Below are 26,887 nucleotides of genomic sequence, written 5' to 3' on the forward strand. Positions count from 1 at the left end.
AATGTCAACCGCCGTAATCACCGGGGCCAGCTCAGGACTGGGCGCAATCTTCGCCGACGAACTCGCGAAACGCGGCCATAGCCTGGTGCTCGCCGGAAGGGACGAGCAGAGGCTCAGCGCGGTCGCGCAACATGTCGGTCAACAAGCCGACCTGGTCGTCGGCGACCTCGCCACCGAAAAAGGCACAAACGACCTCATCGCCCACCTTGGCAACCGGGACGTCGACGTACTGGTCAACAACGCCGGGTTCGGCACCTACGGCCCGTTCGCCGAGATCGACAGCGAGCGCGAGCACGAACTGGTCGCCGTCAACGTCGACGCGCTGGTGCGTCTCACGCATGCGGTGCTCCCCCAAATGCTCAAGCGCGGCCGCGGCGGAATCCTGAATGTCGCCTCCACCGTCGCGTTTCAGCCCGGCCCCTACCAAGCCACCTACGGCGCGTCGAAAGCATTCGTGCTGTCGCTCAGCCAGGCATTGTGGGCGGAGACCCGAAAATCCGGAGTCACCGTGACGGCGCTGTGCCCGGGCCCCACCCGCACCGGGTTCGTCGACGCGCTCGGATCCGACGTTTCGCACACCGCGATCTATCGACGCCTCGCCGCACCGGAGCCCGTCGTGGCCGCCGGCCTGAAAGCCCTCGACGGAGGCCGGCCCGTCGTCGTACCCGGCTGGCGCAACCGGTTCACGTCCACGTTCAGCCACCTGATGCCCGGCGGGCTCTCGGCGCGCGTCACCGGCCGGATGCTGCAACCGGCCAAGTGACCAACCCTGTTACGCCACAATCTACTTCGGACGCACGCCGGCGGCGCGATAGACGAAGACCGGCTCGACCGGAAAGCGCAACGTCGTGCTGGGCAGCTTCTGGAGCACCTCGTCCGGGATCTTCCTCTTGTAATTGAGCTTCATCATGCCGCTGCACGCGCGATCCACGCCGTGCAACCCGATATCGATCACCAGACCTTTACCGGTGATTGTCGCGGTCGCCGGTCCCTTATCGGCGTCCCAACCGCAATCGATGGACCGCAGGTTGGTATCCCCCCGCGCCGGAAAGGTCGCGACCACGCGCGCGTCGCTGAAGGCGAACGCGCCCTTATAGCGGGACACCCCGGAGGCCGAAAAGACACCCGGGACATGGCCGCTGAAATGCCGACTCACGCCGACATTCCCCGCAAGGAAAATCAGACCCTCGGCTTCGAGCTGCTCACGCAGGTCCGCGGGCACATTGCTCAACCGCGGCCAGTTGCGAAGGAAACCAAACACAGCCAAATTTCTACCGCACCGTCACGGTCGCGTTGTAAGTGCTCTTCGGCGTGGGGTCGCGGCCCACGAAGCTGGTGTAGTAGGTGGTGATGGTGGTGATCCCGGGCTTCAGTACCGCGAATGTCCAAACTTCGGTTCCGGGCGCCCCCAGCCTGTCGCTGCTCGGCTGGACAAACTCGTGACTGGTTTGCTTCAGGATCGTCGTGTCACCGATCTTCGTTTCGGCCGTCCACCGATACGGCGTGGTGTAGTTCGAGCCCAACTTCAGTGTCAGTGTGTTGCCGACGGCAACGGTGGCGTTCTGCGTGATGACGCTCTGCTTGAGCACGTCATCCATGGAGACCTCAAGGGTCGTGCTGGTCGGGGGGTTCCTCGACTGGAACGTGCAGCCCACCAACGTCGATATAACGAGAATCGCGACGGTCACCAAGAGCCTGATCTTCACGACAGTCATTTGCTTCCATTATGGCGGCTCGCCTCGGTAACCCCGCCGTGAGGATCAGCAGGGCAACCGGCAGCAGCACGGCCACGGTGAGCACGATCGTCTGCGCGACCGCGTCGGCCGTCGTGAAGTGCTCCAGGTGGCTGACATGAAAGATCAGGTGCGGGACCGCGAACAGCACGTACGCACCCAGCGCAACCCGGACCATGCGGCGCTCCATCGTTATTGCGGCGACGACGAATACGAGCGCCAGTGAGAGATTCATCGCGCCGTAGTCGCGCATCAGGTGTTCGGAGAACGGTGGCACGAGGGTCACCCAGGGCACGTAGTCGTAGAACGCTCGGGGGGCCAGCGTCGCGACGAGTCCGACGGCGAGCGCCACGAATGTGAGAAACCACACTCCGGCGCGAAGCACGGCCTGCCGGGCATTCACCTCGACCCCTTGAGCCGAGGGCGCGGCAGGTAGGCGCGGATGGCGCCGCGGTACGGCCGTTGACCCGCGTCGACCTGTTCGCGAAGGTACTGCTCGAAAGTGATCGTGCCGTCGGCGTGTTCCGGGGTCATCAGCCCGCCGGCGCCGATCCCGCGAAAGACCTTGCCGGGCAACCGGATCGGGACGATCGGCCGGCGCTTGCCGACGATCGCCAGGTAGCTGCGGGCGAGATCGTCCAGCGCACGCGGCTGCGGCCCGCCGAAATCCGGTGCACGCCCGACGGGCTCGCCGAGCGCCAGTTGGGCCAACCGCGCGCCCACGTCGCGCACGTCGACCGGTTGGAACCTCAAGCCCGCCGGCAGCGCCATCACCGGCGGCTTCGCGAGCATCCGCAACAGGAAAGCGATCAGATCGTGAAACTGCGTGGCCCGCATCACCGTCCACGGCAGGCCCGACTCGGCGATCGTGCGTTCATTGGCGAGCACGGCGCGGTAGAAGGCGAATGGAATGCGGTCGATCCCGACGATGGAGACGAACACCAGATGCGGTGAGCCGGCTCGTTTCGCCGCCGCAACCAGGCGCTCGCTGGGAAAGACGCAATGCACGATCGTGTCGATGCCGTCCAGCGCCGCGTCCAAGCCGTCGCCGGTTTGCACGTCGCCGACGACGTGCTGAACGTCGGTGGACTGCTGCGGGCGCCGTCCCCGGCTCAGCACGCGGACGTCCTTGCCCGCGGCCACAAGGTGTTCGACGACGATGCGCCCGACGGTGCCCGTGCCGCCGGTTACCAGTACTCGATTAGCCATACCCTTATGAACCGGGCAGCCCGGCCGGACGTGACAACTGCTCGGCAATAAATCTCAGCTTGTCCGGATTGGCCACCACACGCAGCGCCGCTATCCGCTGGCCGCTGATCTCGAAGTACAGGACGGCGGCCAACGTCTCGCCGTCGAATGCCAGCACTGCCGGCTCGCCATTGACGTCGGCGACATCCAGACGCAGACCGAGCTCAGGCATGTTCCTGCCGAACGCGCCCGCCACGTAGCGGGACACCCGGTCGCGGCCCAGGATCGTGCGCCGCGCGGCGCCCACTTTGCCGCCTCCGTCGGCGGTGGACGTCGCATCGGCGGTCAGGATTTCGACGAGTCCGCCCACGTCGCCGGCGCCGGCCGCGGTGAAGAATCGATCGACCAGCGACCGCCACTGCGCCCGGTCCGGCTGGAATCGCTGCCGGGATTCACCCAGCCGTTCCCTCGCGCGCCGGTAGAGCTGCCGGACGTTGATCTCCGACAGTTGCAGGATCTCGGCGATCTCGAAGTGGCTGTACGCGAACGCCTCTCGGAGCACGAACGCCGCCCGCTCGTTGGGTTTGAGGCGTTCCATCAAGCTCAGCAGCGCGATCGACACCGACTCGCGCTGCTCGGCGGTTTCCTGCGGGCCGAGTGCCCGGTCGTCGGTGAGGACCGGCTCCGGAAGCCACGGGCCGGGGTACACCTCGCGGCGAGCGCGCGCCGAGGTGAGCCGGTTGAGGCACAGGTTCGTGACGACCTTGGTCAGCCACGCCGGCAGCGATTCGATGTGGGCCGGGTCGGCGGCGTGTAGGCGCAGGTATGCATCCTGCACCGCGTCTTCCGCTTCGCTCGCCGACCCGAGCAGTCGATACGCCAACCAGAACAGGCGCGAGCGCTGAGCCTCGAAATCCGCCACGAGCTCGCTCACCCTGCCCAGCCTGCCACCCTGCGAGCCCGAGGTCAGGTAGCTTCTGTGCAATGTTTGGCATCATCCGGCCCTGCCGTCATCGGCTCGGCGACGAGCTCGCGGCCGCATGGACGGCCCAATTGTGCGGATTGTGTCTGGCCCTGCGCGACGACTACGGCCAGGTCGCGCGGATCGCCACCAACTATGACGGCCTGGTGGTCTCGCTGCTCGTCGAGGCGCAGTCGGCCGGCGAGCCGGCCCGCCGCAAGGCCGGGCGGTGCCCGCTGCGCGGGCTGCGGCGCGCCGACGTTGCCACGGGTGAGTGTGTGCGGCTGGCCGCGGTGGTGTCGCTGGCGCTGGCCGCCGCTCGGGTTCGCGATCACGTCGACGACCGCGACGGCATGGTCGGCGCGGTCGGGGTGCGACCGGCCGCGCGTCGCATGGCCGAGCGGTGGGTGCGTCAGGGCACCGACGCCGGTCACAGCCTGGGCTTCGATACCGGCGTGCTCGTCGCCGCGATGGACCGGCAGGCCGAGCTCGAGGCCACGGCGGGGCCGGGCAGCTCGCTCCTGGCGGTGACCGAGCCCACCGAGACCGCGGTCGCCGAGGCGTTCGCGCACACCGCGGTGCTGGCCGGCCGCCCTGCCAACCAGGCGCCGCTGCGCGAGATCGGCCGGCTGTTCGGGCGAGTGGCGCACCTGCTCGACGCGGTCGAGGACTACCGCGACGACCTGGCGCGCGGCAAGTGGAATCCGTTGGCCGCCACGGAAACTCCTCTGACGGAGGCACGCGCGCTGTGCGACGACGCCGTGCTGGGCATCGAATTGGCGCTTGCCGACGTGGAGTTCAGCGACGGACGCCTGGCCCATCGCTTGTTGACGCGCGAGGTGCGCCGGGCGGTCTCGCGCACCTTCACCGGCGCCGGTTACCGGGCGCAAAGCGGAACGCCGCACGGCCAGCAGGAGCCGATCAACTTCGGTCCTGGCAATCCCGTCGGCCCCGAGGGCGAAGATCCGGGCGCAGTGGCCAAGCGCCGCGGCGGGGGCGACGGAACGGGTTGCATCTTCTGCTGCGATGGCTGCGACTGTTGTTGCGACTGCGGCGATTGCTGCGACTGCTGAGCCGGGCGATGACTACCTACGACACGCTCACCTTCGCGCAGGACGGACCCGTCACCCGAATTGTGCTCAACCGGCCGGACGCAGCCAACGGCATCGACGACACGCTGGCGCGTGAGTTGGTCGACGCGGCAGCGCGATGCGACGTCCCCGAGACGAAGGTGGTCGTGCTTAGCGGCGCGGGACGGTTCTTCTGCGCCGGCGGCGACTTGAAGGCGATGGCGGCTTCGGCGCTCGGTCCCGGCCGATTCGTCAAACGCCTTGCCGACGACCTGCACCGGGCGATCTCGACGTTCGCGCGCATGGACGCGGTCCTGATCATCGCGGTAAACGGCGTCGCGGCGGGGGCGGGATTCAGCCTCGCGATGATCGGCGATCTGGTGCTGGCCGCCGAGTCCGCGTCGTTCACCATGGCCTACACCAAGGCGGGGCTCAGCCCCGATGGCAGCTCGTCCTACTATCTGCCGCGGCTGATCGGCGTCCGCCGCACGCAGGAGCTGATGCTGACCAACCGGCGGCTCTCGGCCGTGGAGGCGGCGCAGTGGGGATTGGTGACCGAAGTCGTGCCCGGCGACGGTCTGGGCGCCCGCGTCGACTCGCTGGTCGCTGAAATGGCCGGCGCCGCAAAAGCTTCCAGCTCGGCGGTGAAGAAACTACTGCTCACGAGTTTCGGTAATGGGCTCGAGGAGCAAATGGAGATCGAAGGCCGGATCATCGCGGCATGCGCCGACGGTCCCGACGGCCGCGAGGGCATCGATGCGTTCGTGAACAAGCGGGCGCCGAAGTTCGCCTGAGTCAGTCGGTCTGCGGGCACCCACATGACTCTCGGATCTGATAGTGCATGCGCTATCGCGTTTGAAATTCACCTGCCCCTTCCCTGACGGTGCCCGTGGGGCGGGTGTGACTCAAACCCCAAGCGGCGCAGGTCCAGCGCGTCCGGCAGGATGGGCTGGTGTTTGGCCTCGAACTCGTCGTCGCGCTCGTGTCGACCGTCATCGTGGGGACGGTCATCGGCCGGCGGTATCGCGTGGGCCCGCCGGTGCTCCTCATCTTGCTCGGCGCACTGATGGGTCTGATCCCGCATTTTGGTCATGTGCATGTCGACGGCGAGGTCGTGCTGCTGCTGTTCCTGCCCGGGATCCTCTACTGGGAAGGCATCAACACCAGCTTTCGCGAGATCCGAGCGAACGCGCGCATCATCGTCATCCTCAGCGTCGCCCTGGTGATCGCGACGGCGGCCGCCGTGTCGTGGACGGCGCGCTCGCTGGGCATGGACCCGCATGCGGCCGGCGTCCTGGGTGCGGTGCTGTCCCCCACCGACGCCGCCGCGGTGGCCGGCCTCGCCAAAAAGCTGCCGCGCCGCCAGCTGACCGTGCTGAAGGCCGAGAGCCTCATCAACGACGGCACCGCGCTGGTGCTGTTCGCCGTCAGCGTCCAGGTCGCGATCGGCGGATCGGCGATCAGCCCGCTGCAAGTGACCGGCCGGTTCATCCTGTCCTACGTCGGCGGCATCGCCGCCGGGCTGCTGGTCGGCGGCGCGGCCACCCTTATCCGCAAACGAATCGACGCGCCACAGGAGGAAGGCGCCCTGAGTCTGCTGACACCGTTCGCCGCGTTCCTGTTGGCTCAAGCCTTCGACTGCAGCGGTGTGGTCGCGGTCATGGTGTCCGCCCTGGTGCTCGCGTACGCCGGGCCACTGGTGATCCGCGCCCGATCCCGCCTGACGGCCTACGGGTTTTGGGACATCGCGACATTCCTGCTCAACGGCTCGTTGTGGGTGTTCGTCGGGGTGCAGATCCCGGGCGCGTTGCGCGGTATCGCGGGCGTCGATGGCGGATTTCGCCACGCCTTGTATCTCGCTCTCGCCATCACCGGGGTGGTCATCGTGTCCCGGATCGTGTGGGGCGAGGTCACCACTCTTCTCATTCGCCTCATCGACCGCCGCGAGTTGCAACGCACCCGTCGCGTCAACTGGCGCCAGCGCTTCCTCACGGCGTGGGCCGGATTCCGCGGGGCCGTGTCGCTGGCCGCGGCGGTGGCCGTCCCGGCGACCACGCTCAGCGGCGCGCCTTTCCCGGACCGCAGCCTGCTGATCTTCATCGTGGTCGTCGTCATCCTGGTGACCGTCCTGGTCCAGGGAACCACGCTGCCGGCCGTGGTCCGCTGGGCGAAGATCCCCGACGACGCCACCTACGTCCAAGAATTGGAGCTGGCCCGCACCCGCGGCGTACACGCCGCCCTCGACGCGCTGCCGACGGTTGCCGACGAAGTCGGCATCAGCGACGACCTACGACGGCGCCTGCAGAAGGAATACGAGGAGAAGGCCGCGCTCGCCCAGGCCACCGAGGACGGTTCGGCGAACAGCCGCCTGCTCAAGGGCAAGGAGAAGGTCCGGCGGGTGCGACTCGGCGTGCTCGAACACAAGCGCCGGGAGATCACTGCGCTTCGCAACCAAAAAGTCATCGACGACATCGTGCTGCGCGAGTTGCAGAACGAGATGGATCTAGAGGAAGTGCAGCTGCTCAACGCCGCCGACGATGACTGAGTCCTGTGTACGTCACACGCGCCTCACGAATCTCGCCGGAAAGGTGGCACCCTTTGTGCCCGCCTCATAGCGACAACTTGAGTACTTGTCATACCGGTACGCGATCGTTCGGGTATGGAGCTCCACGGAATCGAATTGCGTTACGTGCTAACGATGCACCTTGCCCACAATGGACGAACGACCATCGCCGAAATGATCGATGCGCTCAATCGGCAGGGCTTCCGCGTCCGCGGCAGGGCATCAAAGGCCATTTCCGATGCCTTGCGTTGGGAGACCGCACGCGACAGAGCGCGCCGAATCGGACGAGGCCGGTACGGGCCTGGGTATATCCCGCGCTCGACCGAACACAGAATCCACCAACGCGTGCTGGCGCTGCGGGAGGCAGCGAAATTGTCGCTGTGAGGCGGGCACAACAAGCACCCCTTCCCGCGGGAGGCCAAAGTGGTGGATGTGACTAGGCCTCAGCGGTAGATATTCACGCAGGCGGGCAACCGTAGGCGCATTGGATCGCTTCGGCCGGTGGCGGCGAGCAGAAAATCGTGTGGCCCCATGCCGGTTTGCCGCTCGAAGCGCTCGCTCGAGATGCCCAACAGCCGCGCGACGGCCGGGTTCGCGACGGCGGCGTCATCGCGCTGCAGCGCGCCGAGCACGAAGTCGAGGCTCCTCTGCAGCCCGGGCCCGGCATCGAACGGCAGCCCCAAGGCGGCGCGAATGTCGTCGCCGTGCACGTAGGCGTCGTTCAGCAGCGCGTGCATGCCCTGCCCAAGCGTGAGCCCGCGCACCTGAATAGGCGCCGACCAGGCCGCGTCGTCGAACACCTCCGCAAGGCGCGCAAGTGAATCCATTGCGCTCCGCAGCCGCCCTGCGAGTGCACCAGGCGATTCGCCGCGCAGGGCCGCGGCTTGGTCGTCGGGCGGGCGGCTGCCGATGGTGCCGCTGACCGTGTCTAGTGCCTGGCCCACCACGTGGCCGGCGACGTCGCGCACCTGCCAGCCCGCGCAGCGGGTTTCACGGGTCCAGTCCGAATCATCCAGTGCGCCAATCAGTTCGGCGAATGAACGATATTCGTCGAGTAAGCCCATCATGGTCTGGTCGCGATCGGGCCCTGGCCGCATGATCATCGCAGCGCCGCCGTTACGCTGCGCAGCCGGTGCAGCTGCTCGATGAACCCATCGGGGCCGAGTACACCTATCCGGCAGACCAGATGCCGCGCGCCCGCGTCGACGAAGCTTGCCAGCCGGGCGGTCACGGCGTCGGGTGTCCCGGCCGCGAACGTCTGGATCTGCTCGACAACGTCGATGCCGAATCCATATGTCTGGGTTGCGAAGTGATCCAAGGCAACTCGCCCTCCGTCGGCATCGTCTGTCAACAGCACGGTGACGAACAACGCCGGCGTGACGGCATCGGCGCCGCGCCCAGCACCTTGGGCGGCGGCGCGCACCTCCAGCAGACCCGACCGATAGCCCCGCGGCCTCGGGGGATACGGGAGCCACCCGTCGTACAAGCGGCCGGCTCGAGCCCGGGCGCCGGCGGTGTCCGCGGCCAGCCACACCGGTGGACCGGACGCGTTGAAGGGAGTGATGCCGGCCGGGATGTCGTCGAGATGCAGCACGGCACCGTGAAAAGAGCTGGGCTCCTTGGAGTTCCAGAGCTGGCGCCACAACGCAACGGTGTCGTCGAGGCGCGCAAACCTTCGGGCCCATGGCACCTCCGACGCGGCGTATTCCACCTCGGACAGTCCCGGGAAGCCCGCGCCCACCGCCACCGCCAACCGCCCACCCGACAGCCGGTCAATCGAAGCCAGCACCTGCGCGGTCTGCACCGGCCGCCGCAGCACCGGCTGTAACGCAGCGGTGCCCAGAATGATCCGGTCGGTGACAGCGGCCGTTGCCGAGAGAAACGTCAGCGCCTCGATGCGGGGCCGCACCAACGAGTCGTTGGCCCATAGCGAGTCGAACCCCAGCTCTTCGACGGCGCGGGCGAAGTCGAGGAGTCCACGCAGATCGGTACCGGCCCAGGGCTCGGCGGCGAGCGGCGGCATGACACCAATGCAGACTGGCTGATCCATATCGCGATGGTGTCGCCGGGAATGATGCACGGCAATTCCCTGCAAGGAATAGCGGCGAGCGCCGCGACTGGGTTGACTGTTGGCATGACCGTTTCGGTTCCGAGCGATTTCGGCACGGTGCTGCGCGAATGGCGCGGTCGGCGCCGGCTGAGTCAGATCGACCTGGCCATCCAGGCGGGCACCACACAGCGGCACCTGAGCTTCCTGGAGCAGGGGCGATCAGTGCCGGGTCGCGAAATCGTCAGTAGGTTGGCGGACTCGCTGCAACTGACGCTGCGACAGCGCAACGCGCTGCTCTCGGCGGCGGGCTTCGCGCCCGCGCACCCCGAGTCGCCCCCGGATGCGCCGCTGCTGGAACCGGTGCGGGAGGCGCTGCAGCACGTCCTCGACGGCCACCTGCCGTATCCGGCGATGGTCATGGACGGCTTCGGCGAACTGGTCGCCGCGAATAGCGCCTTTGGACTACTGACCGACGGGGTGTCGGAGTCGCTGCTGGAACCACCGATCAATGTGTTGCGCGTCGCGTTGCATCCGGAGGGCATGGCGGCGCGCATCGTGAATCTCGATGATTGGCGCCGACACATCCTGCATGGTCTGCGTGAGCGTGGCCCGCACCCACGGCTCGATGCGCTCATCGAGGAACTGGAGGCGTACGGGCTGCCGGCGCCGGGCGGCAAGCCGATCGAATCGCTGGGCTTCGCCGTGCCGCTGCACCTGCGCTCCCCCGACGGCGACGTGCGGCTGGTGGCAACGATTTCGACGTTCGTCACGGCACTCGACGTCACCATCGCGGAGCTGCGGCTGGAGGCGTTCCTGCCCGCCGACCGAGAGACCGCCGCGATTCTCGCCCGCCGCCACGCCGAGTGAGACGAGCAGGCCTTCCGTCGACGAATTCACCGACTGTTCAGGCACGCGTCGGTTCCACATCGTTGAGTGCACAGGCGCGGCGGGTGTCCTCACGGTATGCGTGTTGTACAGGTCGCCAACTTTTATGGCCCACGCTCCGGCGGCCTTCGCACCGCGGTGGACCGGCTCGGCGCCGAATACTGCGCCACGGGACACGAGGTGTTTCTGATCGTCCCCGGTCCGCACACCGAGCACACCGAGTTGCGAACGGGTGTCGTACGAATCACCCTGCCCGCCAAGCTGATTCCGTTTACCGGCGGCTACCGCGCGGTGATGCCGTGGCCGGTCAAGGCGCTGGTGGAGTCGCTGAAACCCGACGCGCTAGAGGTCTCCGACCGACTCACGCTGCGATCACTGGGACCGTGGGGCCGCGAATTCGGCGCCAAGACGGTGATGATCTCGCACGAGCGCCTGGATCGCCTTGTGGGACAGATACTTCCGCGTCGGGCCGCGGAGAAGTTCGCGGACTTCGCCAACAGGCGCACCGCCGCCAACTACGACACCGTGGTGTGCACCACGGGTTTCGCTCGCGAGGAATTCGATCGCATCGGGGCGACAAACACCGTCACCGTCCCGCTGGGCGTGGACCTGCACACCTTCCACCCGCGGCGGCACTCGTACCTGGTGCGGCGGCGATGGGCCACACCGGAACAGATCCTGCTGGTGCACTGCGGCCGGCTGTCGGTGGAAAAACGCGTTGACCGCAGCATCGACGCGCTCGGCGCCCTGTGCCATGCCGGCGTCGATGCCCGGCTGGTCGTCGTGGGCGAGGGCCCGTTGCGGGCCAGGCTGCAGCGGCAGGCCGCCCGTCTTCCGATCGACTTCACCGGTTTCATCAACGACCGCCACACCGTTGCGGGGTTGCTCGCCACGGCCGACGTGACGCTGGCACCCGGGCCGCACGAAACCTTCGGGCTCGCCGCGCTGGAATCGCTCGCGTGCGGGACGCCCGCCGTCGTCTCGCGCACGTCGGCGCTGACCGAGATCGTCACGCCCGACAGCGGCGCGCTGGCCGACAACGACCCCTTCGCCATCGCGACAGCCGTCGGCGCCATCGTCAGCCGACCCGAGCGGCACCGCCGCAGTTCCGCGCGGCGCCGCGCGGAGAACTTCACCTGGCAACGCGCGGCGGCGGGCATGCTGGCATCGCTGGGAACCGCCTAGTTACGCTCAATCGGTGCAACCGCGCGACCGGGTCCTGATCACGGTCACGGAGCTGGCCGACCTCATCGCCGCGGGCGATCCGCTCACCGTCCTGGATGTGCGTTGGCGGCTCGACGAGCCCGACGGGCGACCGGCCTACCTGGAGGGCCACATCCCGGGCGCGGTGTACGTGTCACTCGAGGACGAGCTCAGCGATCACAGCGTCGCCGGCCGCGGACGACACCCGCTGCCGTCGGGACGCGATCTGGAGGCCGCCGCCCGCCGCTGGGGGATTCGAACCGACTCGGTCGTCGTGGTCTACGACGATTGGAACCGCGCCGGCTCCGCGCGGGCATGGTGGGTGTTGACCGCGGCGGGACTGCCGAACGTGCGGATTCTGGACGGCGGCCTGTCGGCGTGGCGGTCCGCCGGGCACGGCCTCGAAACCGGTCTCGTCGAGCCGCAATCGGGGAATGTGACTGTGCCGCACGACGATTTGTATGCCGGCGGCCGGCCGACCCTGACGGCCGGACAATCAGGCGACGTGACGTTGCTCGATGCGCGCGCGCCGGAACGCTTCCGCGGCGACGTCGAACCCCTCGACCCCGTCGCCGGTCACATCCCCGGCGCGAAGAACCTGCCGAGCACCGCGGTGCTGGCCGCCGACGGCACGTTTGTCGGCGATCACGCACTCGCCCAATCGCTTTCCGACCGCGGCATCTCCGATGACAGCCCGCTGGGTGCCTACTGCGGCTCGGGGGTTACCGCCAGTGTCGTGATCGCCGCGCTCACGGCAACCGGCCGCGAGGCGTCGCTGTTCCCCGGGTCATGGTCCGAATGGTGTTCGGTCCCAAGCCGCCCGATCAGCCGCGGTTCCGAATAGTCCAGTTTATTTCCTAGTGCAACTATTGCATAGTGCTATAGTAGTAGCGTCCCTGCTGGCTGGAAGGGGTACGCCCATGAAGGTCGCCATCGTCGGCGCAGGCATCGCCGGCCCCACGCTCGCCTACTGGTTGTGGCGCTATGGCCACGAGCCGACGCTGATCGAAAAGGCCCCGCGGCTCCGCACCGGCGGTTATGTCGTGGACTTTTGGGGCGGCGGATACTCCGTCGCCGAACGCATGGGACTCACCGCCGAATTGCACGAGGCGGGGTACGCCGTCGAGGAAGTGCGGCTGGTGGACCGGCACTCGCGGAGGGTGGGCGGCTTTTCGGCGGATCTGTTCCGGCGGAACCTCGATGGCCGGTTCGTCAGTGTGCCGCGCGGCGATCTGGCCGCCATGATCTATCGCGCGATCGGCGACGATGTCGAAACCCTGTTCGGCACAAGCGTTTCGGCCATCACCCAAGACGACGCAGGCGTCCAGGTCACACTCGACGATGGCCAGTCACGATCTTTTGACTTGGTCGTCGGCGCCGGCGGCATCCATTCGCCCGTGCGCGGTTTGGTATTCGGCCCGCAATCCAGATTCGAGACCGACCTCGGCTACCGAGTGGCGGCCTTCGAAGCCGATGCCTATCGGCCGCGCGACGAACTCGTCTACCTCGCCTACAGCTCGCCCGGACGCATGATCGCGCGCTTTACGATGCGCGACGAAAAGACCTTGTTTCTCTTCGTTTTCAGCACCGAGCACATGAACGGTCCCGACCCACAAGGCTTGCCGGAGGTCAAGGCCGCGCTCGATCGGGTCTTCGGCGACGCGGGCTGGGAATGCCCCGAGATCCTACGCGAACTCGACGATGCCTCCGAGGTGTACTTCGACCGCACGAGCCAAATCGTCATGGACCACTGGTCGAAGGGACGGGTAGCGCTCATCGGTGACGCCGCGGCCGCGGTCTCCCTGCTGGCGGGCGAGGGAGCCGGACTGGCGATGGTGCAGGCCTACGTGCTGGCCGGCGAACTCAGCCGTGCCGACCACCCCGAAGCGTTTCGCCGCTACGAACGCCAGCTGCGGCCGATCGTCGAGTCCAGGCAGCGCTCGGCGCGCGGATTCGCCTCCATGTTCGCGCCAAAGACGTCGCTCGGCGTGTGGACTCGCAATCGGGCGTCCAAACTGCTGAACATCCCGCAGCTGGCCGACTGGGTCATCGGGCGTGAATTCCGCGACGACATCGCTTTACCCGAGTATGTCGCGTAGGGCCTTTCAATCGCCCCAACTCCGCAGGAACGCCTCGGTCACCCGGGCGGCGTTGCCGGCCGCGAGCTTGTAGTAGCGGAAGAACTGGAACGGAAATCCCGGCAGGTGCAGTGGGTCTCCGGGGCCGTCCGAGATCCCGCGGATCCCCAGGAAAGGGACGCCGTGTGCGTCGGCGACGGCCTGCGCGGCGGCGGTCTCCATGTCCGTCGCGTCGAAGGCCGGGTCTGCCGCCGACCTGATCTTCAGGTTGCTGAGCAGACCCTTTTTCAACCAGGGCAGCGCCGCCTGGAAGAAATTGCCGGTATGCAGGCGCGACCGGTCCGGCGCGCTGCCGGGTTCGCAGCCGAAAACGTTGCCGCCGTTCGGGATGCAGGGGAACGCCGCGCCGTTGTTGTTGTCCCAGCTGCACCCGTCTCCGCCGACGAACACCTGCGGGTACCGCGGCAGGTTGACGTGGGCCAGTGCGACCGACAGCTTCTCGGCCGTGGCCAGCATGCGGGCGTCGACCGAACGAAATGTCGCGCCCTCGTCCAGCGTCCACCGCGCCGGTACGGCAACGTCCGCGATGCTGGCGCGCCCGCCACTACCGGCGACGCCCGAAAATACCACTGCGGCAATGGAAGTCGTGTCGGCGAACTGGTCCAGGGCGATCTCGGTGGTGTCCGTGGCGTTCACCATGCCGACGCCGGTCATCGCCACAACCACCTTCTTGCCGGCGATCGTGCCGAGGTAAAAGTGCCGCCGGTCGGCGACCACCACGGGGTCGGGGTCCAGCGTGGTGTGCGACAGCACAGCGTCGGCCTCGGCCGGAAACGCGGACAAGACCAGCGTGCGCTGTTCACAATCCGGCGTCATGGTGAAGCACTTCCTCGGGCTCGGCAGCGGTCACATTCTAATTTCCGCCGCGCCCCGGGTGGCCTAAAGCTAATCTCAGCGGCGTGCTCGAAGTGATCGAAAAGCGGCCATCAAATGAATCAGGCAAGGCGCCTGTGCTCTTCGTCCACGGCGCCTGGCACGGCGCGTGGTGCTGGGACGAGCATTTCCTCGACTTCTTCGCGGACAAGGGCTACCGATCACTGGCCCTGAGCCTTCGCGGGCACGGCAACAGCCCCGCACCCAAGCGCATGCAATTTTGTTCGATGGCGGATCTCGTCGACGACGTCGATTCGGTCGCCAGGAGCCTGCCCAGACCACCCATCGTCATCGGCCACTCCATGGGCGGCTTCGTCGTGCAGAAGTATCTGGAGTCGCATGATGCCCCGGCCGCCGTGCTGCTCGCCCCCGTCCCCGTGAGAGGGGTCGCCGGATTCCTGCTGCGCAGGTTCCGGCGCCACCCGTGGTTGACCGCAACGGAACTGGCGAAGACCAAATCACTGCGCAGCATCGGTGCCACACCCGAATTGGCCCGCGAAAGTTTCTTCTCCGAGCTCACTCCCGATGCCGACCTGGCGCGCTACACCGCACAGCTCGGCGAGGAGAATCTCGGAAAGCACGTGCTCGACATGCTGTTCCTCAACCTGCCCAGACCAAGTCGCATCACCACCCCGCTGTTGGTCATCGGCGCCGAGAGAGATGGTTGTTTCACGCAGCGGGAAGTCCGCGCCACCGCGCGTGCGTATCGCGTCGAAGCCGAGCTCTTTCCCAAAATGGGCCACGACATGATGCTCGAGCCCGGCTGGGAGGCCGTCGCCCGGCGAATCCACGAGTGGCTCGAAACATGACGGGCCGGCTGGCCGGCAAGGTCGCGATCATCACCGGGGCCAGCACCGGACTGGGGCCGGTGCTGGGCTCGTTATTCGTCCGCGAGGGCGCCCGGGTCCTGCTCGCCGCGCGCCGCGAAGAGCTGGTCTATAGCGCCGCCGAAGCGGCGGGTCCCGGTGCCATCGCGATGCGGGCCGACGTGACCGACGAGCGTGACGTCGCCGCCATGGTGACGCGAGCGGTCGACGAGTTCGGCCAGGTCGACATCCTCTGCAACAACGCGGCCGCGCCCGGACAGGACCGCTGGATCTGGGAGCAGACGCTGGACAACTGGAACGCCACGATCGCCATCGATGTCACGGCGGCGATGCTGTGCACCCGCGAGGTGCTCAACCGGTCGATGTTGCAGCGCCGTCGCGGGGTCATCCTGAACTTCTCCTCGACGGCAAGCTACACCGGCATGGTCCGCAAAACCCACTACGTCACGGCGAAGGCGTCGCTTCGCGCGTTCACCAAGGCCGTTGCGCTGGAAGTGGGTTCGTACGGCATCCGGTGCAATTGCATCGTGCCCGGCGCCATCGACACCGAACTGTTTCGCAACTGGGTCCAACGGATGGCCGACGAGCAAGGCGTTGACTTCGCGACTCAGCGCGCAACGTCCATCAAAGGGGTTGCGCTGCAAGATATTTCCTCACCCGGCGACGTCGCCAACCTGGCGCTGTTTCTGGCCAGCGACGAAAGCCGTACCATCACAGGGCAATCGATTCCCGTCGACGCCGGAGGGTACATGCAGGGATGAGCGCCGCTAAGCTGTCGGTCGCCACGCCGGTGGTGACGATGCTGCCCGGGGCCAGTGGCGATTGGGAGAAGACCGCGTCGATCGACGACCTGGCGCAGATTGCCGAAGCCGCAGACCAACTCGGCTACCACCACCTGACCTGTAGCGAGCACATCGCGCTGCCCGCTGCCGAAGGGGCTCGCCGCGGCACGCGTTACTGGGATCCGCTGGCCACGCTGGGCTACCTGGCCGCACGCACCCAGCGAATACGGTTGGCCACGCACGTGCTGGTGCTCGCCTATCACCACCCGCTCGAGATCGCCAAGCGCTACGGCACCCTGGACAAAGTCAGCAACGGCCGACTCATTCTCGGGGTCGGCGTGGGCAGTCTCAAGGAAGAGTTCGACCTCATCGGGGCGCCGTTTGACGATCGCGGACCGCGCGGCGACGATGCGTTGCGGGCGCTGCGCGCCTCCCTGTCGATCGTCGAACCGGCCTATCGCGGCGAGTTCTATGCGTTCGACGGGATGGTCGTCGACCCCTGCGCCGTCCAGGAACATGTGCCAATCTGGATCGGTGGACGCACGCTGCGCTCGCTGCGCCGGGCCGCGACCCTCGCCGACGGCTGGGCTCCCTTCAGCGTGAGCCCGCGCCAGGTCCGAGACTGGTTGGGCCGCTTCGAACTTCAGCCCGGGTTCGAGGTCGTCCTGCCACCCGCGGCGCCGCTGGACCCGATCAACGAGCCGGAACGCACCCGCGACGTGCTCGCGGACACCGCCGCACACGGCGCGACCGTCATCAGCGCCTGGTTCATCCACACGTCGCTGCAGCATTACCTGGAGAATCTGCACGCGCTCGCGGAGCTGCACGCTCCCGGAGGATCCACGTGAACCGAGTCAAGGCAGGCGTTTTCAGCCTCACCGCCGCGCCACCACCCGACGACGACGGCAGCTACCTGCGCTGGCACCTGCTGGATCACATGCCGGAGCAATACCAACTTCCGGGCATCGTGCACGGGTTGCGCTGGATCGCCGACGGCGACTACGCCGAGCATCGCTTGGTGGCCCACGGACCGCTCGGCGAGGTAGGCAACGCCGTGCACTATCTGGTCGGCGACCCCGTGGAACAAACCTTCGACGACTTCGTCGTACTCGGGCGCACGCTGCGCGACAATGGCCGCTTTCCCGCTACCCGGCCGTCGTTGCAAGTGGCCGGGCTGCGCCTGCTGCAGTGGCAAGCCGCGCCGCGCGCACTCATTTCCGCGGAGGTGGTGCCGTTCCGGCCGCACCGCGGCGTCCTGCTGATCGTCGAGGAACCCACCGACGGCCGCTCCGACGACTGGCTGCAATGGCTGCACGCCGAACACTATCCGGCGCTGCTCGCCACGCCCGGCACGGCGGGCGCCTGGACATTCGGGTCCACCACCGCCTGGCAGCTACCGCGCGGTTGGCGAACGGACCACCAATACATCACCGTCGTTTACCTCGACGACGACCCACTCACCGTCACCGGTGCGCTGGCGCCGCTGATCGAAGAGCGGTGGCGATCGTCGGCCGTACGGCCCGTGTTCGCCGGCCCCCTGCGGACCATGATCAGATGGGAAGCGTGGCCGTGAGACAAATCGTCGTCGGTGCCGTTGTTCTGGCGGCTGCCCTGTCCGCGTGTTCCACAAAGAGTGGCGCGCCCCCGGCGAGCTCAAGTGCGGCGGTGTCCGGCGCCACCGTCATGCTCGACCAGCACACCCACACCATCTACAGCAGAGTCGACTGCAGTACCTCGGCGGCGAAACCCAGTGCGACACCGGCGGAGTCGGGCGATCTGACCACCCGCATCACCGTGCATGACGATGCCGCATCGATATCGCTGGCGCTGTCGGACGAAAAACCGCCAAGCGTCGACGGCTTCGCCATCTCGCTCAAGGTGGACGACGGCCAATATCAGTTGCCCTACCAGTCGGTGCAGACTCCGACCCAGGTCCAGGCGAGCAAGGAGGGCAAAAGCTACACGGTGACCGGGGCGGGCCAAGGGTCAGCGCCCGGACAAAGCAGCACGCGTCAGGTGACATTCGGGATTCACGTGACGTGCCCGTGAGCGAATTTCGGCCGTGACACGTGTTGTCTAACCGCGATTCCCTCTGGGATGCTGGCAGCTTGGACATCTTCGCGGAGTGGCAGAAGGGCAGTACCGAACTTCGTTGGCGGTCGACCACCGCCGCCAACGACGGGCAGGAACTCACGGTTTTCAGCCGCCGCTGCGGCACACCCGGGGCACCCGCACTGGTACTGGTGCACGGCTTTCCGACGTCGAGCATCGACTACTTCGCCCTGTCAAATGAGCTGAGCGCCGAGTTCGACATCAATCTGCTGGACTTTCCGGGCTACGGATTGTCCGACAAACCACCGGAGCCGTACGTCTATTCGTTGTACGACGACGCGCGCCTGCTCGTCTACGCGATCACCCAGGTGTGGAACCTGAGCCAATACCGCATCCTCACCCACGATCGCGGCAGCAGCGTCGGCATGATCGCGCTGGAGATGTTGGCAACCCAAGGCCCAGCGGCCGTGCCCGTCGACCTCATCTTGACCAACGCCAACATTTATCTGCCCCTGTCGAACCTCACCGCGTTCCAAACCGCGATGCTCGACCCCGCCACGGGTCGCGCCACCGCCGCGGCGACGACGCCGGAGCTGCTCGCGGCCGGCCTGGGCGCCAGCACATTCATGCCGCGGCGGACGGCGCAGGACCCGGAGATCGCTGCGCTGGCGAAATGTTTCGCCCACAATGACGGGATCCGTGTCTTGCCCGACACGATCCAGTACCTGAACGAACGCGCCGCCGACGAAACCAGTTGGCTCGAAGCGCTTTCCAAGAGCGAAGTCAACACCACGGTGGTGTGGGGCGTGCACGACAACGTCTCGCCGCTGCGGGTCCCCAACCATGTCTGGCAGGCGTATCTGAAGGACAAGCCCGGCCGAAACCGCTACTGGGTGATTCCGAGCGCCGATCACTATCTGCAGTGCGACGCCCCGGGCCAATTGGCCCAGATCGTTCGCCTCACGGCCCAGGGTGACGAGATTGCGCTGCAGACGCTCGGGAATCGACCCGACGGCGCGGTCCTGGTGGATCAAAGCGCGTGACCGGTTACGCCGACGAGGATCGTCGTGACGCGGTAATCGACGAGGCCGACGATGGGCGTTGGCTTACCCCCGGCGTAGGGGCGGTGGGAGCGGCGAGCTTCTTCTCCGATGCGGGCCACGAGGCCACCACGTCGGTGCTGCCCGCTTTTCTGACCGGCACGCTGGGCGCCTCCGCGGCCGCACTCGGCGTCATCGACGGGATCAGCGACGCCCTGATCGGCGTGATGAAGCTCGTCGGCGGACCAATCGCCAACGATCCCGACCGGCGAGGACGGGTTTCGTCGGCCGGTTACCTGGGCACCGCGTTGGCGACCGGGGCGATCGGCGCGGCGGTGTCGATATGGCAGGTCGGGATTCTGCGTGCCCTCGCCTGGGTGTCTCGCGGCATGCGGGGGCCGTCGCGCGACGCGCTGCTGGCGTCTCTGATACCCGAGTCCGCACACGGCAGGGCATTCGGGCTCGAACGCGCCGGGGACAACCTGGGCGCGGTGGTGGGCCCGCTGCTCGCTGCCGGGCTGGTGGCCTGGGTTGGCATCCGCCCCACGCTGTACCTCGCCGCAATTCCGGGCTTGTTCGCGGTGGCCGCGATCCTGGTGGCCGCGCGAGAGGCCCGTCGCCGCAACCACACCGACGGCCGACCGGCCAGGCGAAGATTTGAGTTCGGCGCCCTGCGCGACGCCGGTATGCTGCGCGCGCTGCTGCCGGTCGCGCTGTTCGAATTCGGCAACGTCGCAACGACTCTGCTGATCCTGCGTTCCACCCAGCTACTCACCTCGCCGCACCGGACGGTGACCGCGGCGACGTCGCTGGCGATCCTGATCTACGCGCTCCACAACGCGGTCGCCACTGCGGCTTCGCTGGCCGCCGGGCGATGGTACGACGGGACCGGCCCACGCACGGTATTCGCCACCGGCGCGGCCGTCTACGTCATCGGCTATGCGGTGTTTGCGGCCGGCCCGCACAGCGCACTAGCGATCGCGCTGGGCTTCGCGCTCGCCGGAGCGGGCATCGGCCTGGCCGAACCCACCCAATCGGCCGTCGTTTCCCAGTTGCTTCCGGACCGATTGCGCGGCAGCGGATTCGGTGTGCTTGGGGCGGTGCAGGCAACGGGTGACCTGGTGGCCACGGTCGTCGCGGGCGTGCTCTACGCGGTGGTTTCGCCCGCGGTCGCCTTCGGGTACGCGGCCGCGTGGATGGCCGTCGCGATCGTTGCCTCGGGCCTGCTGCGGCCGTCGCGGGCCTAACGACTGGGGCTCGAACGTGACGCTGCAGTCACGTTCGAGCTCCGGCGTGACTGCAGCGTCACGTTCGCCGCCCGCGTGCAGCCCGCACTCGGCGAACGATATCGGCGGGCCGATCAGCCGCTACCACTCGGACAACGATCCATCCACGAGCCTGTAGTCTTTCCAATCGTCTGATATCCCAGTTGTATTGCGAGCGATCGCTGCGGTGGTGATCGCCGTCGTACTCGACGGCGACTTTGACGTCCTCCCAACCCATATCGAGGTACGCAACTACCGCCCCAAATTCGTCGTTAACGGGAATCTGTGTTTGTGGTCGAGGCAGACCCGCCTGCACCAGAACTAGTCGCAGCCACGTTTCCTTCGGCGATTGCGCTCCGGGGTCGACGAGGTCGAGTGACACGCGAGCGTGCTCAAGCCCACGCCGTCCCCCATATCGAGCCGCGAGCAACTCCACGTCCGCGATCTTCAGCTCGGTGGCGCGAACCAGTGCATCGATAGCGGCCACTGCCGTCGTCGTGGGATACCAGCAGGCCAAATCAAGTGCCGTGCGAGCGGCGGTGGTCACCGGCACGCCGTCCATCAGGTCGAACTCGTCGCGCTCCAGCCTGTCGCCCCAGACCTGGACACCCGGTTGCGGGTGCCGGTTGTCGTGGATGATGTCGATCGGCCGGGTGGTGTCCACCCATTTGCTGCCGTGCAGCGCGGCCGCCGAGAACCCGGCAATAACTCCGCGCCGGCGCGACCAGAGCCAAGCGCCACGGGCCCGCACCGCCGGATTCAGCTCAGCGTCCGTGGCGACATAGACATCGCGGTACAACCGCGTGTAACGACGCCGCAACTGGCTGTGGGTCACGATGCCGGCAGCCACAGCCTCACTGCCGATGAATGGTTCCGCCATGGCGGCAGGGTGCCACCCACCTCCGACACGATCCCGAACGTGACGCTGCAGTCACGTTGGGGCTCGAACGTGACGCTGCAGTCACGTTCGAGGTCCCCGGTGCAGGAAGCCGTGCAGGATCGCCTGGACGAGTTCCTCGACGATCACCTTCCTCGACGGCTGCTTGGTCCCAAAGTACGTCGACTGCAATGCGGCCATGCCGGCGATCATCGCGACCGTTGAATGGGCAGGCAGGTCAGGATGATCCGCGCGCATCCCACGCAAATGCATGCCCTCGGCGCTGATCCGGCCGAGCACCTTCAGCGCTCGCCTGACGTCGGCAATGCCGGCGTCGGCCATTTCCTCCGCACTGAGCGTCTGCGATGTCATCAGCGTCAACAGGAGGCCTTGGTGCTCGACGAACACGTCGTAGAGCTGCCCGACGAAATGCCCGGCCAAGTCCTCTTCGTTGGTCTCCTCGGGGATAACCGACTGCCACGTCCGGCCGAATTCGTCGACGAAACTGGTGAACGGCAGGACGAGGGCCTCCCGGAACAGCGCCGCCTTCGAACCGAAATGGCGAAATAGCAGGTGTTCGGTGACGCCGGCAGCCTGGGCGATTTCACGCGTCGTGGTGCTGCGGTAGTCCTGACGCGCAAACAGATCTCGCGCCGCGTCGAGCAGGAGCTTGCGCGGGGCGCCACGGGGTCGGCGCGTGGCAGCCGGCGGCGTCTTGGTCGTGGAGGGTCGCTGGGACACGTCTTTTAAGATAGCATCCACTATCTACCGTATCGACCTCGTTGCGAAAGGGTGCGGACGTGGGCGCTGTCATCATGCTCGGCACGCTGTTCGGACTGATCGTCCTGATATTCGGCTTGGTGCTTCGCTACGACCCGCAAGCACGCCGGGGTCAAGGACGCGACCAATGAGCACCGGGATGACGCCGTTGATGCAGGCGGCCAGTGGCTTCGCCATCGTCGGGGGCATCGCATTTACCGCGGTAGGTGCGTATCTGAGCGTTCGCCAGGGCCGTGTGCACCCGCTCCTACTCCTCTGTATCTCGGCGATCTCGTTCTCGTGGATCGAGGCGCCCTACGACTGGGCTATGTACGCACAGTTCCCGCCCGCTATCCCCCGCATGCCGTCGTGGTGGCCGCTGAACATGACGTGGGGTGGGTTGCCCTTGTTCGTTCCGATCGGCTACATCTCCTACTTCGTGCTGCCCGCCGTGACGGGCGCGGCGCTCGGGCGATGGCTGAGCGCGAAATTCCAATGGCGCAGGCCCACAACGCTGTTGACCGTCGGTCTCGTCGTCGGCTTCTGTTGGGCGCTGCTCTTCAACGGGTTCCTGGGCGCGAAGCTCGGCGTCTTCTATTACGGCCGCGTGATCCCCGGGCTCGCGATACGCGAGGGGACCACACACCAGTACCCGCTCTACGACTCGCTTGCGATGGGCATCCAGATGATGGTCTTCACCTACCTCCTCGGGCGGACAGACGCGGAGGGACGAAACGTCATCGAGACGTGGGCCGACAAGAGGTCGACGAGTCGTCTGCAAGCGTCGGTGCTTTCCATCGTCGCCGTCGTCGTCATCGGAAATGTGCTCTACGGCGCGGTTTTCGCGCCACATCTCGTGACGAAGCTGGGCGGCTGGGTGACCGCGGGGCCGACGGGCCAGTTGTTCCCGGGCGTCCCGAACCAACCCAAGTAGGCGTCTAGCCGGTGAAGACCGGCAGCTTCGACCAGCCGCGCACGCTCGACGTGTGTGCCTTGGTGGCATTGGCGTAGTCGACTTCCCAGTCCGGCCAGCGCTTGATGACCTCCTCCAAAGCGACCCGCGCCTGCATGCGCGCCAACGCCGATCCAAGGCAGAAATGCAGCCCGTGGCCGAAACTGAGATGGGTGTCGCCGCGATGGATGTCGAACTTCTCGCCCTCGGGATACCTGCGCTCGTCGCGGTTTGCGGATCCGTTGAGCAACAACATGATCGAGCCCTCGGGAATCGTCGTGCCATGAGACTCGACATCGCGGGCGACGTACCGCGCCTGCACCGGCGAGGGCGCCTCGTAGCGCAAGACCTCCTCGATCGCCATCGGGATCAACGACGGGTTTTCGACGATCTGCCGCCGCTGGTCAGGGTGTTCGGCCAGCAGCTGGCCGGCGAAGCCGATCAGGCGCGTCGTGGTCTCGTTGCCCGCGCCGGCGATCATGCTGGTGTACTGCAGTACCTCGACCCTCGTCAGGCGCCGGGTCGATCCGTCCTCCTCGACTTCGGCGTTGAGCAACTGGGTCATCAGGTCATCGGAGGGGTGGTCCACTCGCCAGTCGATGTAGTCGGCGAACATCTGATAGCTCTGCTCGAAAAACTCTTTCGTGGCGGGCCTGAACGTGCCGTCTTTGAGGGTGAGTTGCCGACCGCCGCGGTCGCGGATCGACTCCTGGCTGTCTTCGGGGATGCCCAGCAGGTAGCCGATCGTGCGCATCGGGATCATCGAACCCAGGTTCTCGACGAAATCGAACTTTCCCGTTCCCACCAACGGGTCGAGCGCACGAACGCAGAACGCACGGGTCAGCGGCTCGATCGCCTCCATCCGCCGCGGCGTGAAAACCCTTGATAGCAAACGACGATGCAGATCGTGAATCGGTGGGTCCTCGAAGAGGATGATTCCCGGCGGAACCTCGACACCACTCATGATGATGTCCATGGTGGTGCCGCGGCCGGACCTGAAGGTGTCGAAGTTCATCAGCTCGCGAGAGACATCCTCGTACCGGCTCAACGCGTAGAAGTTGTACTTGTCGTTGTGGTACAGCGGGGCTTCGTCGCGCAGCCGCTTCCAGATGGGATACGGGTCGTCGTCGATGTCGAAATCGAACGGGTCGTAGTAAACCTCGGTCGCGCTCGCTCCGGTCATCATCCTGTCTTTCTCTCGGTCAGCGCCTCGGGCAGCACGACCTCGCCAACCCGCTTGAGGTAGGGCCACGCCACTTCGGGCGGCAAGCCGCCGCACAGCGGCGACAAGTTGAGCATCTGACCGGAGCGCACCCGCGAAATCGCTTCCGGCACAGAGATGATCACGTGCGACTTCCCCACCTCGCGCAGCTCGTCCACCGTGGCCACGTGCGAGAAACCGGCCGTCGTCTCGTCCCCGGGATTCCACGCGGCATACATCCGCACGTCGTGGAGCAGATGCTCGCCGAGCTCTTCCCACGCCTGGTCCACGTCGTCGGCGACGAAAACGACCGAGGGGGTGTCACGGCTGGGAAACATCGTCGGGCCGGGCGTATGACCGTGCTGGCGGCATGCCTCCTCGTAGGCCTCCTGCATGCCGGGTTCGTTGGCGTTGCCCAGCATGCCCAGGCCGTACCTGCCGGCGCGGCGGGCTGCCGCCAACGTTCCACCGCCCCACATCATCGACGGGCCGCCCACGGTCAGCGGCGTGGGCGTCACCGCGATGCGACGCCCGTTGTCGTCAACGGTTTCTCCGGCGAGCAACCGACGCAACAGCCCGAGCTTTGCGTCGGCGAGCCTGCCGCGCTTGGTGATTTCCAAGCCGAAGTGCTCGAACTCCTCGGGCCGGTACCCGAGCGCCAGGGTGTAGGACGCCCGCCCCTCGCTGATGATGTCGAGGACCGCCATGTCCTCGGCCAGCCGCACCGGGTCGTAGAACGGCAGAATCAGGATCAGGTTCATCGCCAAACGTTGGGTGCGCGCCGCAATGGCCGGCGCCAGAATCATTGGCGACGGCAGGTACCCGTCCTCGGACCCGTGGTGCTCACACAGCACGGCGGCGAGGCCACCGTGCTCCTCGGCCCATGCGCACATCTCGGGCACAGCGGCGTACAGCGCTGCTGGCGGCGCTCCCCACGAAGGGGCGCGCATATCGAAACGCAGTGTGAACACACCCAACTCCTAGCTAACCTAATATTTGTCCACGTACGCTACGTGCCTGCTTCGAGCTGCGTCAACGTTCAATCAAAGACGTCCCGCGGCAGGGTCGTCGGGATATCCAGCGAGCTGAGCAGCCCGGGCGGGGCATCGACCACGTACGGGATCGCGTTGACCACCCGCATGGCTGTGGCCGCCATGGCGGCTCGCCCCGCACCGTGTCCCTCGGCCGCGCCCAGCGTCATCACGCAGTGAATGTCCGGATCACCTTCGATGTCGACCCGATAGGTCGCGTCGCACTCCGATGTCGGCCAGTTGGGCGCGACATCGCGGGCCATTCGGATGATGTGTTCGATCACGATGGCCTCGCGGCCGTTGACGACGCCCGCCGCCCGGGTCCGCACCGCGCCGCAGGTGCCCGCCTTGACAGTGCCGAACGCGACGTCGATGTCGCGATCGGTCAGCTCCCTGTCGAGGGAACTGTTGATGCGCTCGACCTCGACTCCGAGCCCGGTCGCGACCAGGTATATCGGTGCCTTCCAGGCCATTTCGATGAACCCCGGCGTCGAGAGCATGGGCTCGAAATCGAGGGCACGGCCGAAGCCCATCCCGTCCATCATCACGTCGGCCACCGGGTAATGGTCGTTGAGGGCGACCTCGCTCGCCGTAATACTGCGGATTCGCTTCGACTGCGTAGTCATGACCAACGCCAGCTGATCTGAAGCGAAACCCGGAAAGATGCCCGAGACGTAGAACGATGCGCCGCCGGACCTCGCCGCCGCCTCGAGTTGGTCGCGCCAATCCGGCGCGACATACGAGGGCGGATACACCAGACTCGTCGACGACGTCGACACGACGTTGATCCCCGCCTCCAGCAGCCGCAAGTAGTCGGGCACGGCGGCGCCGTCGCGCTCGGGACCGCTCGCGGCATACACCACCGCGTCGGGCGCCAGGGCGATCAGCGCGTCGGCATCGTTGGTAGCCGCGATACCCAGCGGCTCGATGCCGGCCAATTCCCCGGCGTCCTTGCCGACTTTGTCGGGCGAATGCACCCATACCCCAACGAGTTCCAGGTCTGGCCGGCGGCGGATCGCATCGATGGCGATCGACCCGACTCCCCCCGTCGACCACACGACGGTACGCATAGGGTTCACCTCCCTACTCATGAGCGCCCGCGGCGCACGTAGTCGGCGGCCGGCCCAGCCCAACTCGGAGCACGCAGGTCGAACCTCAGCGTGAGCATCAACAGCACCATAACCTAAGATTTGTTCATTAGGATAGTGCCTACTCTCTTAACAGGAGGAACAGGATGACGACCCAGCGGGTAGTGGTCTGGGCGACGGGCGGCATCGGGTCGATCGCGATCCGCACCATCCACCGACGCCCCGATCTGGATCTGGTCGGCGTGTGGGTGCACTCCGCGGAGAAGGTCGGCAGGGACGCCGGCGAACTCGCCAACGGCGAGCCGATCGGCCTCGCCGCCACCAGCGATGCCGACGCGCTGATCGCCCA

General features: G+C 66.8%; 29 protein-coding genes and 2 pseudogenes. 18 read left to right on the forward strand and 13 right to left on the reverse strand.

Annotated elements, in window-relative coordinates; all coding sequences use genetic code 11:
• The first annotated feature begins 1 nt into the window (after position 1).
• The gene (locus A5736_RS05080; protein ID WP_076244862.1) at positions 2 to 763 is read left to right on the forward strand and encodes an SDR family oxidoreductase; all 762 of its coding nucleotides are present in this window, start codon (positions 2 to 4) and stop codon (positions 761 to 763) included.
• Between the two features lie 21 nt (positions 764 to 784).
• On the opposite strand, the gene A5736_RS05085 is transcribed toward A5736_RS05080, so the two are convergent.
• From A5736_RS05085 to A5736_RS05105, 5 genes are read right to left on the reverse strand one after another with little or no spacing between them, the layout of a single operon-like run.
• Positions 785 to 1,222: a hypothetical protein gene (locus tag A5736_RS05085; protein ID WP_139333137.1), complete on the reverse strand. Its 438-nt coding sequence runs from the start codon at positions 1,220 to 1,222 to the stop codon at positions 785 to 787.
• Positions 1,223 to 1,271: 49 nt separating this feature from the next.
• On the reverse strand, positions 1,272 to 1,706 hold the full coding sequence (locus tag A5736_RS05090; RefSeq protein ID WP_076061065.1) for a protease inhibitor I42 family protein: 435 nt from the start codon (positions 1,704 to 1,706) through the stop codon (positions 1,272 to 1,274).
• Positions 1,606 to 2,136: a hypothetical protein gene (locus tag A5736_RS05095; protein WP_254848284.1), complete on the reverse strand. Its 531-nt coding sequence runs from the start codon at positions 2,134 to 2,136 to the stop codon at positions 1,606 to 1,608. The genes A5736_RS05090 and A5736_RS05095 overlap by 101 nt, the downstream gene beginning before the upstream one ends.
• The gene (locus A5736_RS05100) at positions 2,133 to 2,942 is read right to left on the reverse strand and encodes an SDR family oxidoreductase (protein WP_076244866.1); all 810 of its coding nucleotides are present in this window, start codon (positions 2,940 to 2,942) and stop codon (positions 2,133 to 2,135) included. The genes A5736_RS05095 and A5736_RS05100 overlap by 4 nt, the downstream gene beginning before the upstream one ends.
• Positions 2,943 to 2,946: 4 nt before the next feature.
• Positions 2,947 to 3,855: an RNA polymerase sigma-70 factor gene (locus A5736_RS05105; protein ID WP_076122432.1), complete on the reverse strand. Its 909-nt coding sequence runs from the start codon at positions 3,853 to 3,855 to the stop codon at positions 2,947 to 2,949.
• A gap of 50 nt (positions 3,856 to 3,905) precedes the next feature.
• On the opposite strand from A5736_RS05105, the gene A5736_RS05110 reads away from it, so the two are divergent.
• From A5736_RS05110 to A5736_RS26675, 4 genes and pseudogenes are all read left to right on the forward strand, one after another.
• Positions 3,906 to 4,955: a DUF5685 family protein gene (locus tag A5736_RS05110; protein ID WP_076244868.1), complete on the forward strand. Its 1,050-nt coding sequence runs from the start codon at positions 3,906 to 3,908 to the stop codon at positions 4,953 to 4,955.
• 8 nt (positions 4,956 to 4,963) lie between these two features.
• Positions 4,964 to 5,746, forward strand: coding sequence for an enoyl-CoA hydratase/isomerase family protein (locus A5736_RS05115; RefSeq protein WP_076244870.1), 783 nt, complete (start codon positions 4,964 to 4,966; stop codon positions 5,744 to 5,746).
• A gap of 158 nt (positions 5,747 to 5,904) precedes the next feature.
• The gene (locus tag A5736_RS05120; protein WP_076244872.1) at positions 5,905 to 7,497 is read left to right on the forward strand and encodes a Na+/H+ antiporter; all 1,593 of its coding nucleotides are present in this window, start codon (positions 5,905 to 5,907) and stop codon (positions 7,495 to 7,497) included.
• 114 nt (positions 7,498 to 7,611) lie between these two features.
• Positions 7,612 to 7,951: pseudogene (locus A5736_RS26675) on the forward strand (hypothetical protein).
• A gap of 7 nt (positions 7,952 to 7,958) precedes the next feature.
• Here A5736_RS26675 and A5736_RS05130 read toward each other — a convergent pair.
• Together A5736_RS05130 and A5736_RS05135 are read right to left on the reverse strand one after the other, a co-directional pair.
• On the reverse strand, positions 7,959 to 8,618 hold the full coding sequence (locus A5736_RS05130) for a maleylpyruvate isomerase family mycothiol-dependent enzyme (protein ID WP_254848285.1): 660 nt from the start codon (positions 8,616 to 8,618) through the stop codon (positions 7,959 to 7,961).
• Complete coding sequence (locus tag A5736_RS05135) at positions 8,615 to 9,565, reverse strand: LLM class flavin-dependent oxidoreductase (protein ID WP_076244875.1); 951 nt, start codon at positions 9,563 to 9,565, stop codon at positions 8,615 to 8,617. Before A5736_RS05135 ends, A5736_RS05130 begins: the two co-directional genes overlap by 4 nt.
• A gap of 84 nt (positions 9,566 to 9,649) precedes the next feature.
• Between A5736_RS05135 and A5736_RS05140 the strand changes: the two genes are divergently transcribed.
• The 4 genes from A5736_RS05140 to A5736_RS05155 all read left to right on the forward strand — a co-directional run bounded on the left by A5736_RS05140 (position 9,650) and on the right by A5736_RS05155 (position 13,752).
• Positions 9,650 to 10,432 (forward strand): helix-turn-helix domain-containing protein, encoded by a 783-nt coding sequence (locus A5736_RS05140; protein WP_076244877.1) that lies wholly within the window; start codon positions 9,650 to 9,652, stop codon positions 10,430 to 10,432.
• 96 nt (positions 10,433 to 10,528) lie between these two features.
• Positions 10,529 to 11,635, forward strand: a complete 1,107-nt coding sequence (locus tag A5736_RS05145; RefSeq protein WP_076244879.1) for a glycosyltransferase — start codon at positions 10,529 to 10,531, stop codon at positions 11,633 to 11,635.
• A gap of 13 nt (positions 11,636 to 11,648) precedes the next feature.
• Positions 11,649 to 12,497 (forward strand): sulfurtransferase, encoded by an 849-nt coding sequence (locus tag A5736_RS05150; protein ID WP_076244881.1) that lies wholly within the window; start codon positions 11,649 to 11,651, stop codon positions 12,495 to 12,497.
• Between the two features lie 76 nt (positions 12,498 to 12,573).
• The gene (locus A5736_RS05155; RefSeq protein WP_076244883.1) at positions 12,574 to 13,752 is read left to right on the forward strand and encodes an FAD-binding domain; all 1,179 of its coding nucleotides are present in this window, start codon (positions 12,574 to 12,576) and stop codon (positions 13,750 to 13,752) included.
• 6 nt (positions 13,753 to 13,758) lie between these two features.
• Here the strand turns inward: A5736_RS05155 and A5736_RS05160 are convergent, their stop codons facing one another.
• A complete protein-coding gene (locus A5736_RS05160) occupies positions 13,759 to 14,607 on the reverse strand; it encodes a hypothetical protein (RefSeq protein ID WP_076244885.1) in 849 nt (282 codons plus the stop codon).
• A gap of 83 nt (positions 14,608 to 14,690) precedes the next feature.
• Here A5736_RS05160 and A5736_RS05165 point away from each other — a divergent pair, with 83 nt between their 5' ends.
• From A5736_RS05165 to A5736_RS05195, 7 genes are read left to right on the forward strand one after another with little or no spacing between them, the layout of a single operon-like run.
• A complete protein-coding gene (locus A5736_RS05165; protein ID WP_076244887.1) occupies positions 14,691 to 15,473 on the forward strand; it encodes an alpha/beta hydrolase in 783 nt (260 codons plus the stop codon).
• Positions 15,470 to 16,252 (forward strand): SDR family NAD(P)-dependent oxidoreductase, encoded by a 783-nt coding sequence (locus A5736_RS05170; protein WP_076244888.1) that lies wholly within the window; start codon positions 15,470 to 15,472, stop codon positions 16,250 to 16,252. The genes A5736_RS05165 and A5736_RS05170 overlap by 4 nt, the downstream gene beginning before the upstream one ends.
• Positions 16,249 to 17,121 (forward strand): LLM class F420-dependent oxidoreductase, encoded by an 873-nt coding sequence (locus tag A5736_RS05175; protein ID WP_076244890.1) that lies wholly within the window; start codon positions 16,249 to 16,251, stop codon positions 17,119 to 17,121. The genes A5736_RS05170 and A5736_RS05175 overlap by 4 nt, the downstream gene beginning before the upstream one ends.
• Entirely contained in the window at positions 17,118 to 17,846 is a 729-nt protein-coding gene (locus A5736_RS05180; RefSeq protein ID WP_076244891.1) for a hypothetical protein, read from the forward strand. The genes A5736_RS05175 and A5736_RS05180 overlap by 4 nt, the downstream gene beginning before the upstream one ends.
• Complete coding sequence (locus tag A5736_RS05185; RefSeq protein WP_076244893.1) at positions 17,828 to 18,322, forward strand: lipoprotein LpqH; 495 nt, start codon at positions 17,828 to 17,830, stop codon at positions 18,320 to 18,322. The genes A5736_RS05180 and A5736_RS05185 overlap by 19 nt, the downstream gene beginning before the upstream one ends.
• Before the next feature lie 59 nt (positions 18,323 to 18,381).
• The gene (locus A5736_RS05190) at positions 18,382 to 19,368 is read left to right on the forward strand and encodes an alpha/beta fold hydrolase (RefSeq protein WP_076244895.1); all 987 of its coding nucleotides are present in this window, start codon (positions 18,382 to 18,384) and stop codon (positions 19,366 to 19,368) included.
• Positions 19,365 to 20,612, forward strand: coding sequence for an MFS transporter (locus A5736_RS05195; protein ID WP_254848287.1), 1,248 nt, complete (start codon positions 19,365 to 19,367; stop codon positions 20,610 to 20,612). The genes A5736_RS05190 and A5736_RS05195 overlap by 4 nt, the downstream gene beginning before the upstream one ends.
• 58 nt (positions 20,613 to 20,670) lie before the next feature.
• On the opposite strand, the gene A5736_RS05200 is transcribed toward A5736_RS05195, so the two are convergent.
• On the reverse strand, positions 20,671 to 21,510 hold the full coding sequence (locus A5736_RS05200; RefSeq protein ID WP_076244897.1) for a hypothetical protein: 840 nt from the start codon (positions 21,508 to 21,510) through the stop codon (positions 20,671 to 20,673).
• 81 nt (positions 21,511 to 21,591) lie between these two features.
• The gene (locus tag A5736_RS05205) at positions 21,592 to 22,248 is read right to left on the reverse strand and encodes a TetR/AcrR family transcriptional regulator (protein ID WP_076244899.1); all 657 of its coding nucleotides are present in this window, start codon (positions 22,246 to 22,248) and stop codon (positions 21,592 to 21,594) included.
• Positions 22,249 to 22,414: 166 nt separating this feature from the next.
• Here A5736_RS05205 and A5736_RS05210 point away from each other — a divergent pair, with 166 nt between their 5' ends.
• Positions 22,415 to 23,200: a spirocyclase AveC family protein gene (locus A5736_RS05210; protein ID WP_076244901.1), complete on the forward strand. Its 786-nt coding sequence runs from the start codon at positions 22,415 to 22,417 to the stop codon at positions 23,198 to 23,200.
• Positions 23,201 to 23,204: 4 nt separating this feature from the next.
• On the opposite strand, the gene A5736_RS05215 is transcribed toward A5736_RS05210, so the two are convergent.
• The 3 genes from A5736_RS05215 to A5736_RS05225 form a co-directional block, all read right to left on the reverse strand.
• Complete coding sequence (locus A5736_RS05215) at positions 23,205 to 24,401, reverse strand: cytochrome P450 (protein WP_076244928.1); 1,197 nt, start codon at positions 24,399 to 24,401, stop codon at positions 23,205 to 23,207.
• Complete coding sequence (locus A5736_RS05220) at positions 24,401 to 25,390, reverse strand: LLM class flavin-dependent oxidoreductase (protein WP_076244903.1); 990 nt, start codon at positions 25,388 to 25,390, stop codon at positions 24,401 to 24,403. The genes A5736_RS05215 and A5736_RS05220 overlap by 1 nt, the downstream gene beginning before the upstream one ends.
• Before the next feature lie 68 nt (positions 25,391 to 25,458).
• Entirely contained in the window at positions 25,459 to 26,520 is a 1,062-nt protein-coding gene (locus tag A5736_RS05225) for a dihydrodipicolinate reductase (protein ID WP_371328359.1), read from the reverse strand.
• Between the two features lie 164 nt (positions 26,521 to 26,684).
• Between A5736_RS05225 and A5736_RS05230 the strand changes: the two are divergent.
• Positions 26,685 to 26,887: pseudogene (locus A5736_RS05230) on the forward strand (dihydrodipicolinate reductase); the annotation flags it as partial.

Origin of the sequence: Mycobacterium sp. SP-6446 (genome assembly GCF_001954045.1) — a bacterium.
Taxonomy (GTDB): domain Bacteria; phylum Actinomycetota; class Actinomycetes; order Mycobacteriales; family Mycobacteriaceae; genus Mycobacterium.

Bases quoted from the DNA above. Each gene is read 5' to 3' on its own strand.
- A5736_RS05080 (WP_076244862.1), top strand. From the start codon at position 2: ATGTCAACCGCCGTAATCACCGGGGCCAGCTCAGGACTGGGCGCAATC.
- A5736_RS05100 (WP_076244866.1), bottom strand. From the start codon at position 2,942: ATGGCTAATCGAGTACTGGTAACCGGCGGCACGGGCACCGTCGGGCGC.
- A5736_RS05110 (WP_076244868.1), top strand. From the start codon at position 3,906: ATGTTTGGCATCATCCGGCCCTGCCGTCATCGGCTCGGCGACGAGCTC.
- A5736_RS05115 (WP_076244870.1), top strand. From the start codon at position 4,964: ATGACTACCTACGACACGCTCACCTTCGCGCAGGACGGACCCGTCACC.
- A5736_RS05130 (WP_254848285.1), bottom strand. From the start codon at position 8,618: ATGATCATGCGGCCAGGGCCCGATCGCGACCAGACCATGATGGGCTTA.
- A5736_RS05135 (WP_076244875.1), bottom strand. From the start codon at position 9,565: ATGGATCAGCCAGTCTGCATTGGTGTCATGCCGCCGCTCGCCGCCGAG.
- A5736_RS05140 (WP_076244877.1), top strand. From the start codon at position 9,650: ATGACCGTTTCGGTTCCGAGCGATTTCGGCACGGTGCTGCGCGAATGG.
- A5736_RS05145 (WP_076244879.1), top strand. From the start codon at position 10,529: ATGCGTGTTGTACAGGTCGCCAACTTTTATGGCCCACGCTCCGGCGGC.
- A5736_RS05155 (WP_076244883.1), top strand. From the start codon at position 12,574: ATGAAGGTCGCCATCGTCGGCGCAGGCATCGCCGGCCCCACGCTCGCC.
- A5736_RS05160 (WP_076244885.1), bottom strand. From the start codon at position 14,607: ATGACGCCGGATTGTGAACAGCGCACGCTGGTCTTGTCCGCGTTTCCG.
- A5736_RS05170 (WP_076244888.1), top strand. From the start codon at position 15,470: ATGACGGGCCGGCTGGCCGGCAAGGTCGCGATCATCACCGGGGCCAGC.
- A5736_RS05175 (WP_076244890.1), top strand. From the start codon at position 16,249: ATGAGCGCCGCTAAGCTGTCGGTCGCCACGCCGGTGGTGACGATGCTG.
- A5736_RS05185 (WP_076244893.1), top strand. From the start codon at position 17,828: ATGGGAAGCGTGGCCGTGAGACAAATCGTCGTCGGTGCCGTTGTTCTG.
- A5736_RS05200 (WP_076244897.1), bottom strand. From the start codon at position 21,510: ATGGCGGAACCATTCATCGGCAGTGAGGCTGTGGCTGCCGGCATCGTG.
- A5736_RS05210 (WP_076244901.1), top strand. From the start codon at position 22,415: ATGAGCACCGGGATGACGCCGTTGATGCAGGCGGCCAGTGGCTTCGCC.
- A5736_RS05215 (WP_076244928.1), bottom strand. From the start codon at position 24,401: ATGACCGGAGCGAGCGCGACCGAGGTTTACTACGACCCGTTCGATTTC.
- A5736_RS05225 (WP_371328359.1), bottom strand. From the start codon at position 26,520: ATGCGTACCGTCGTGTGGTCGACGGGGGGAGTCGGGTCGATCGCCATC.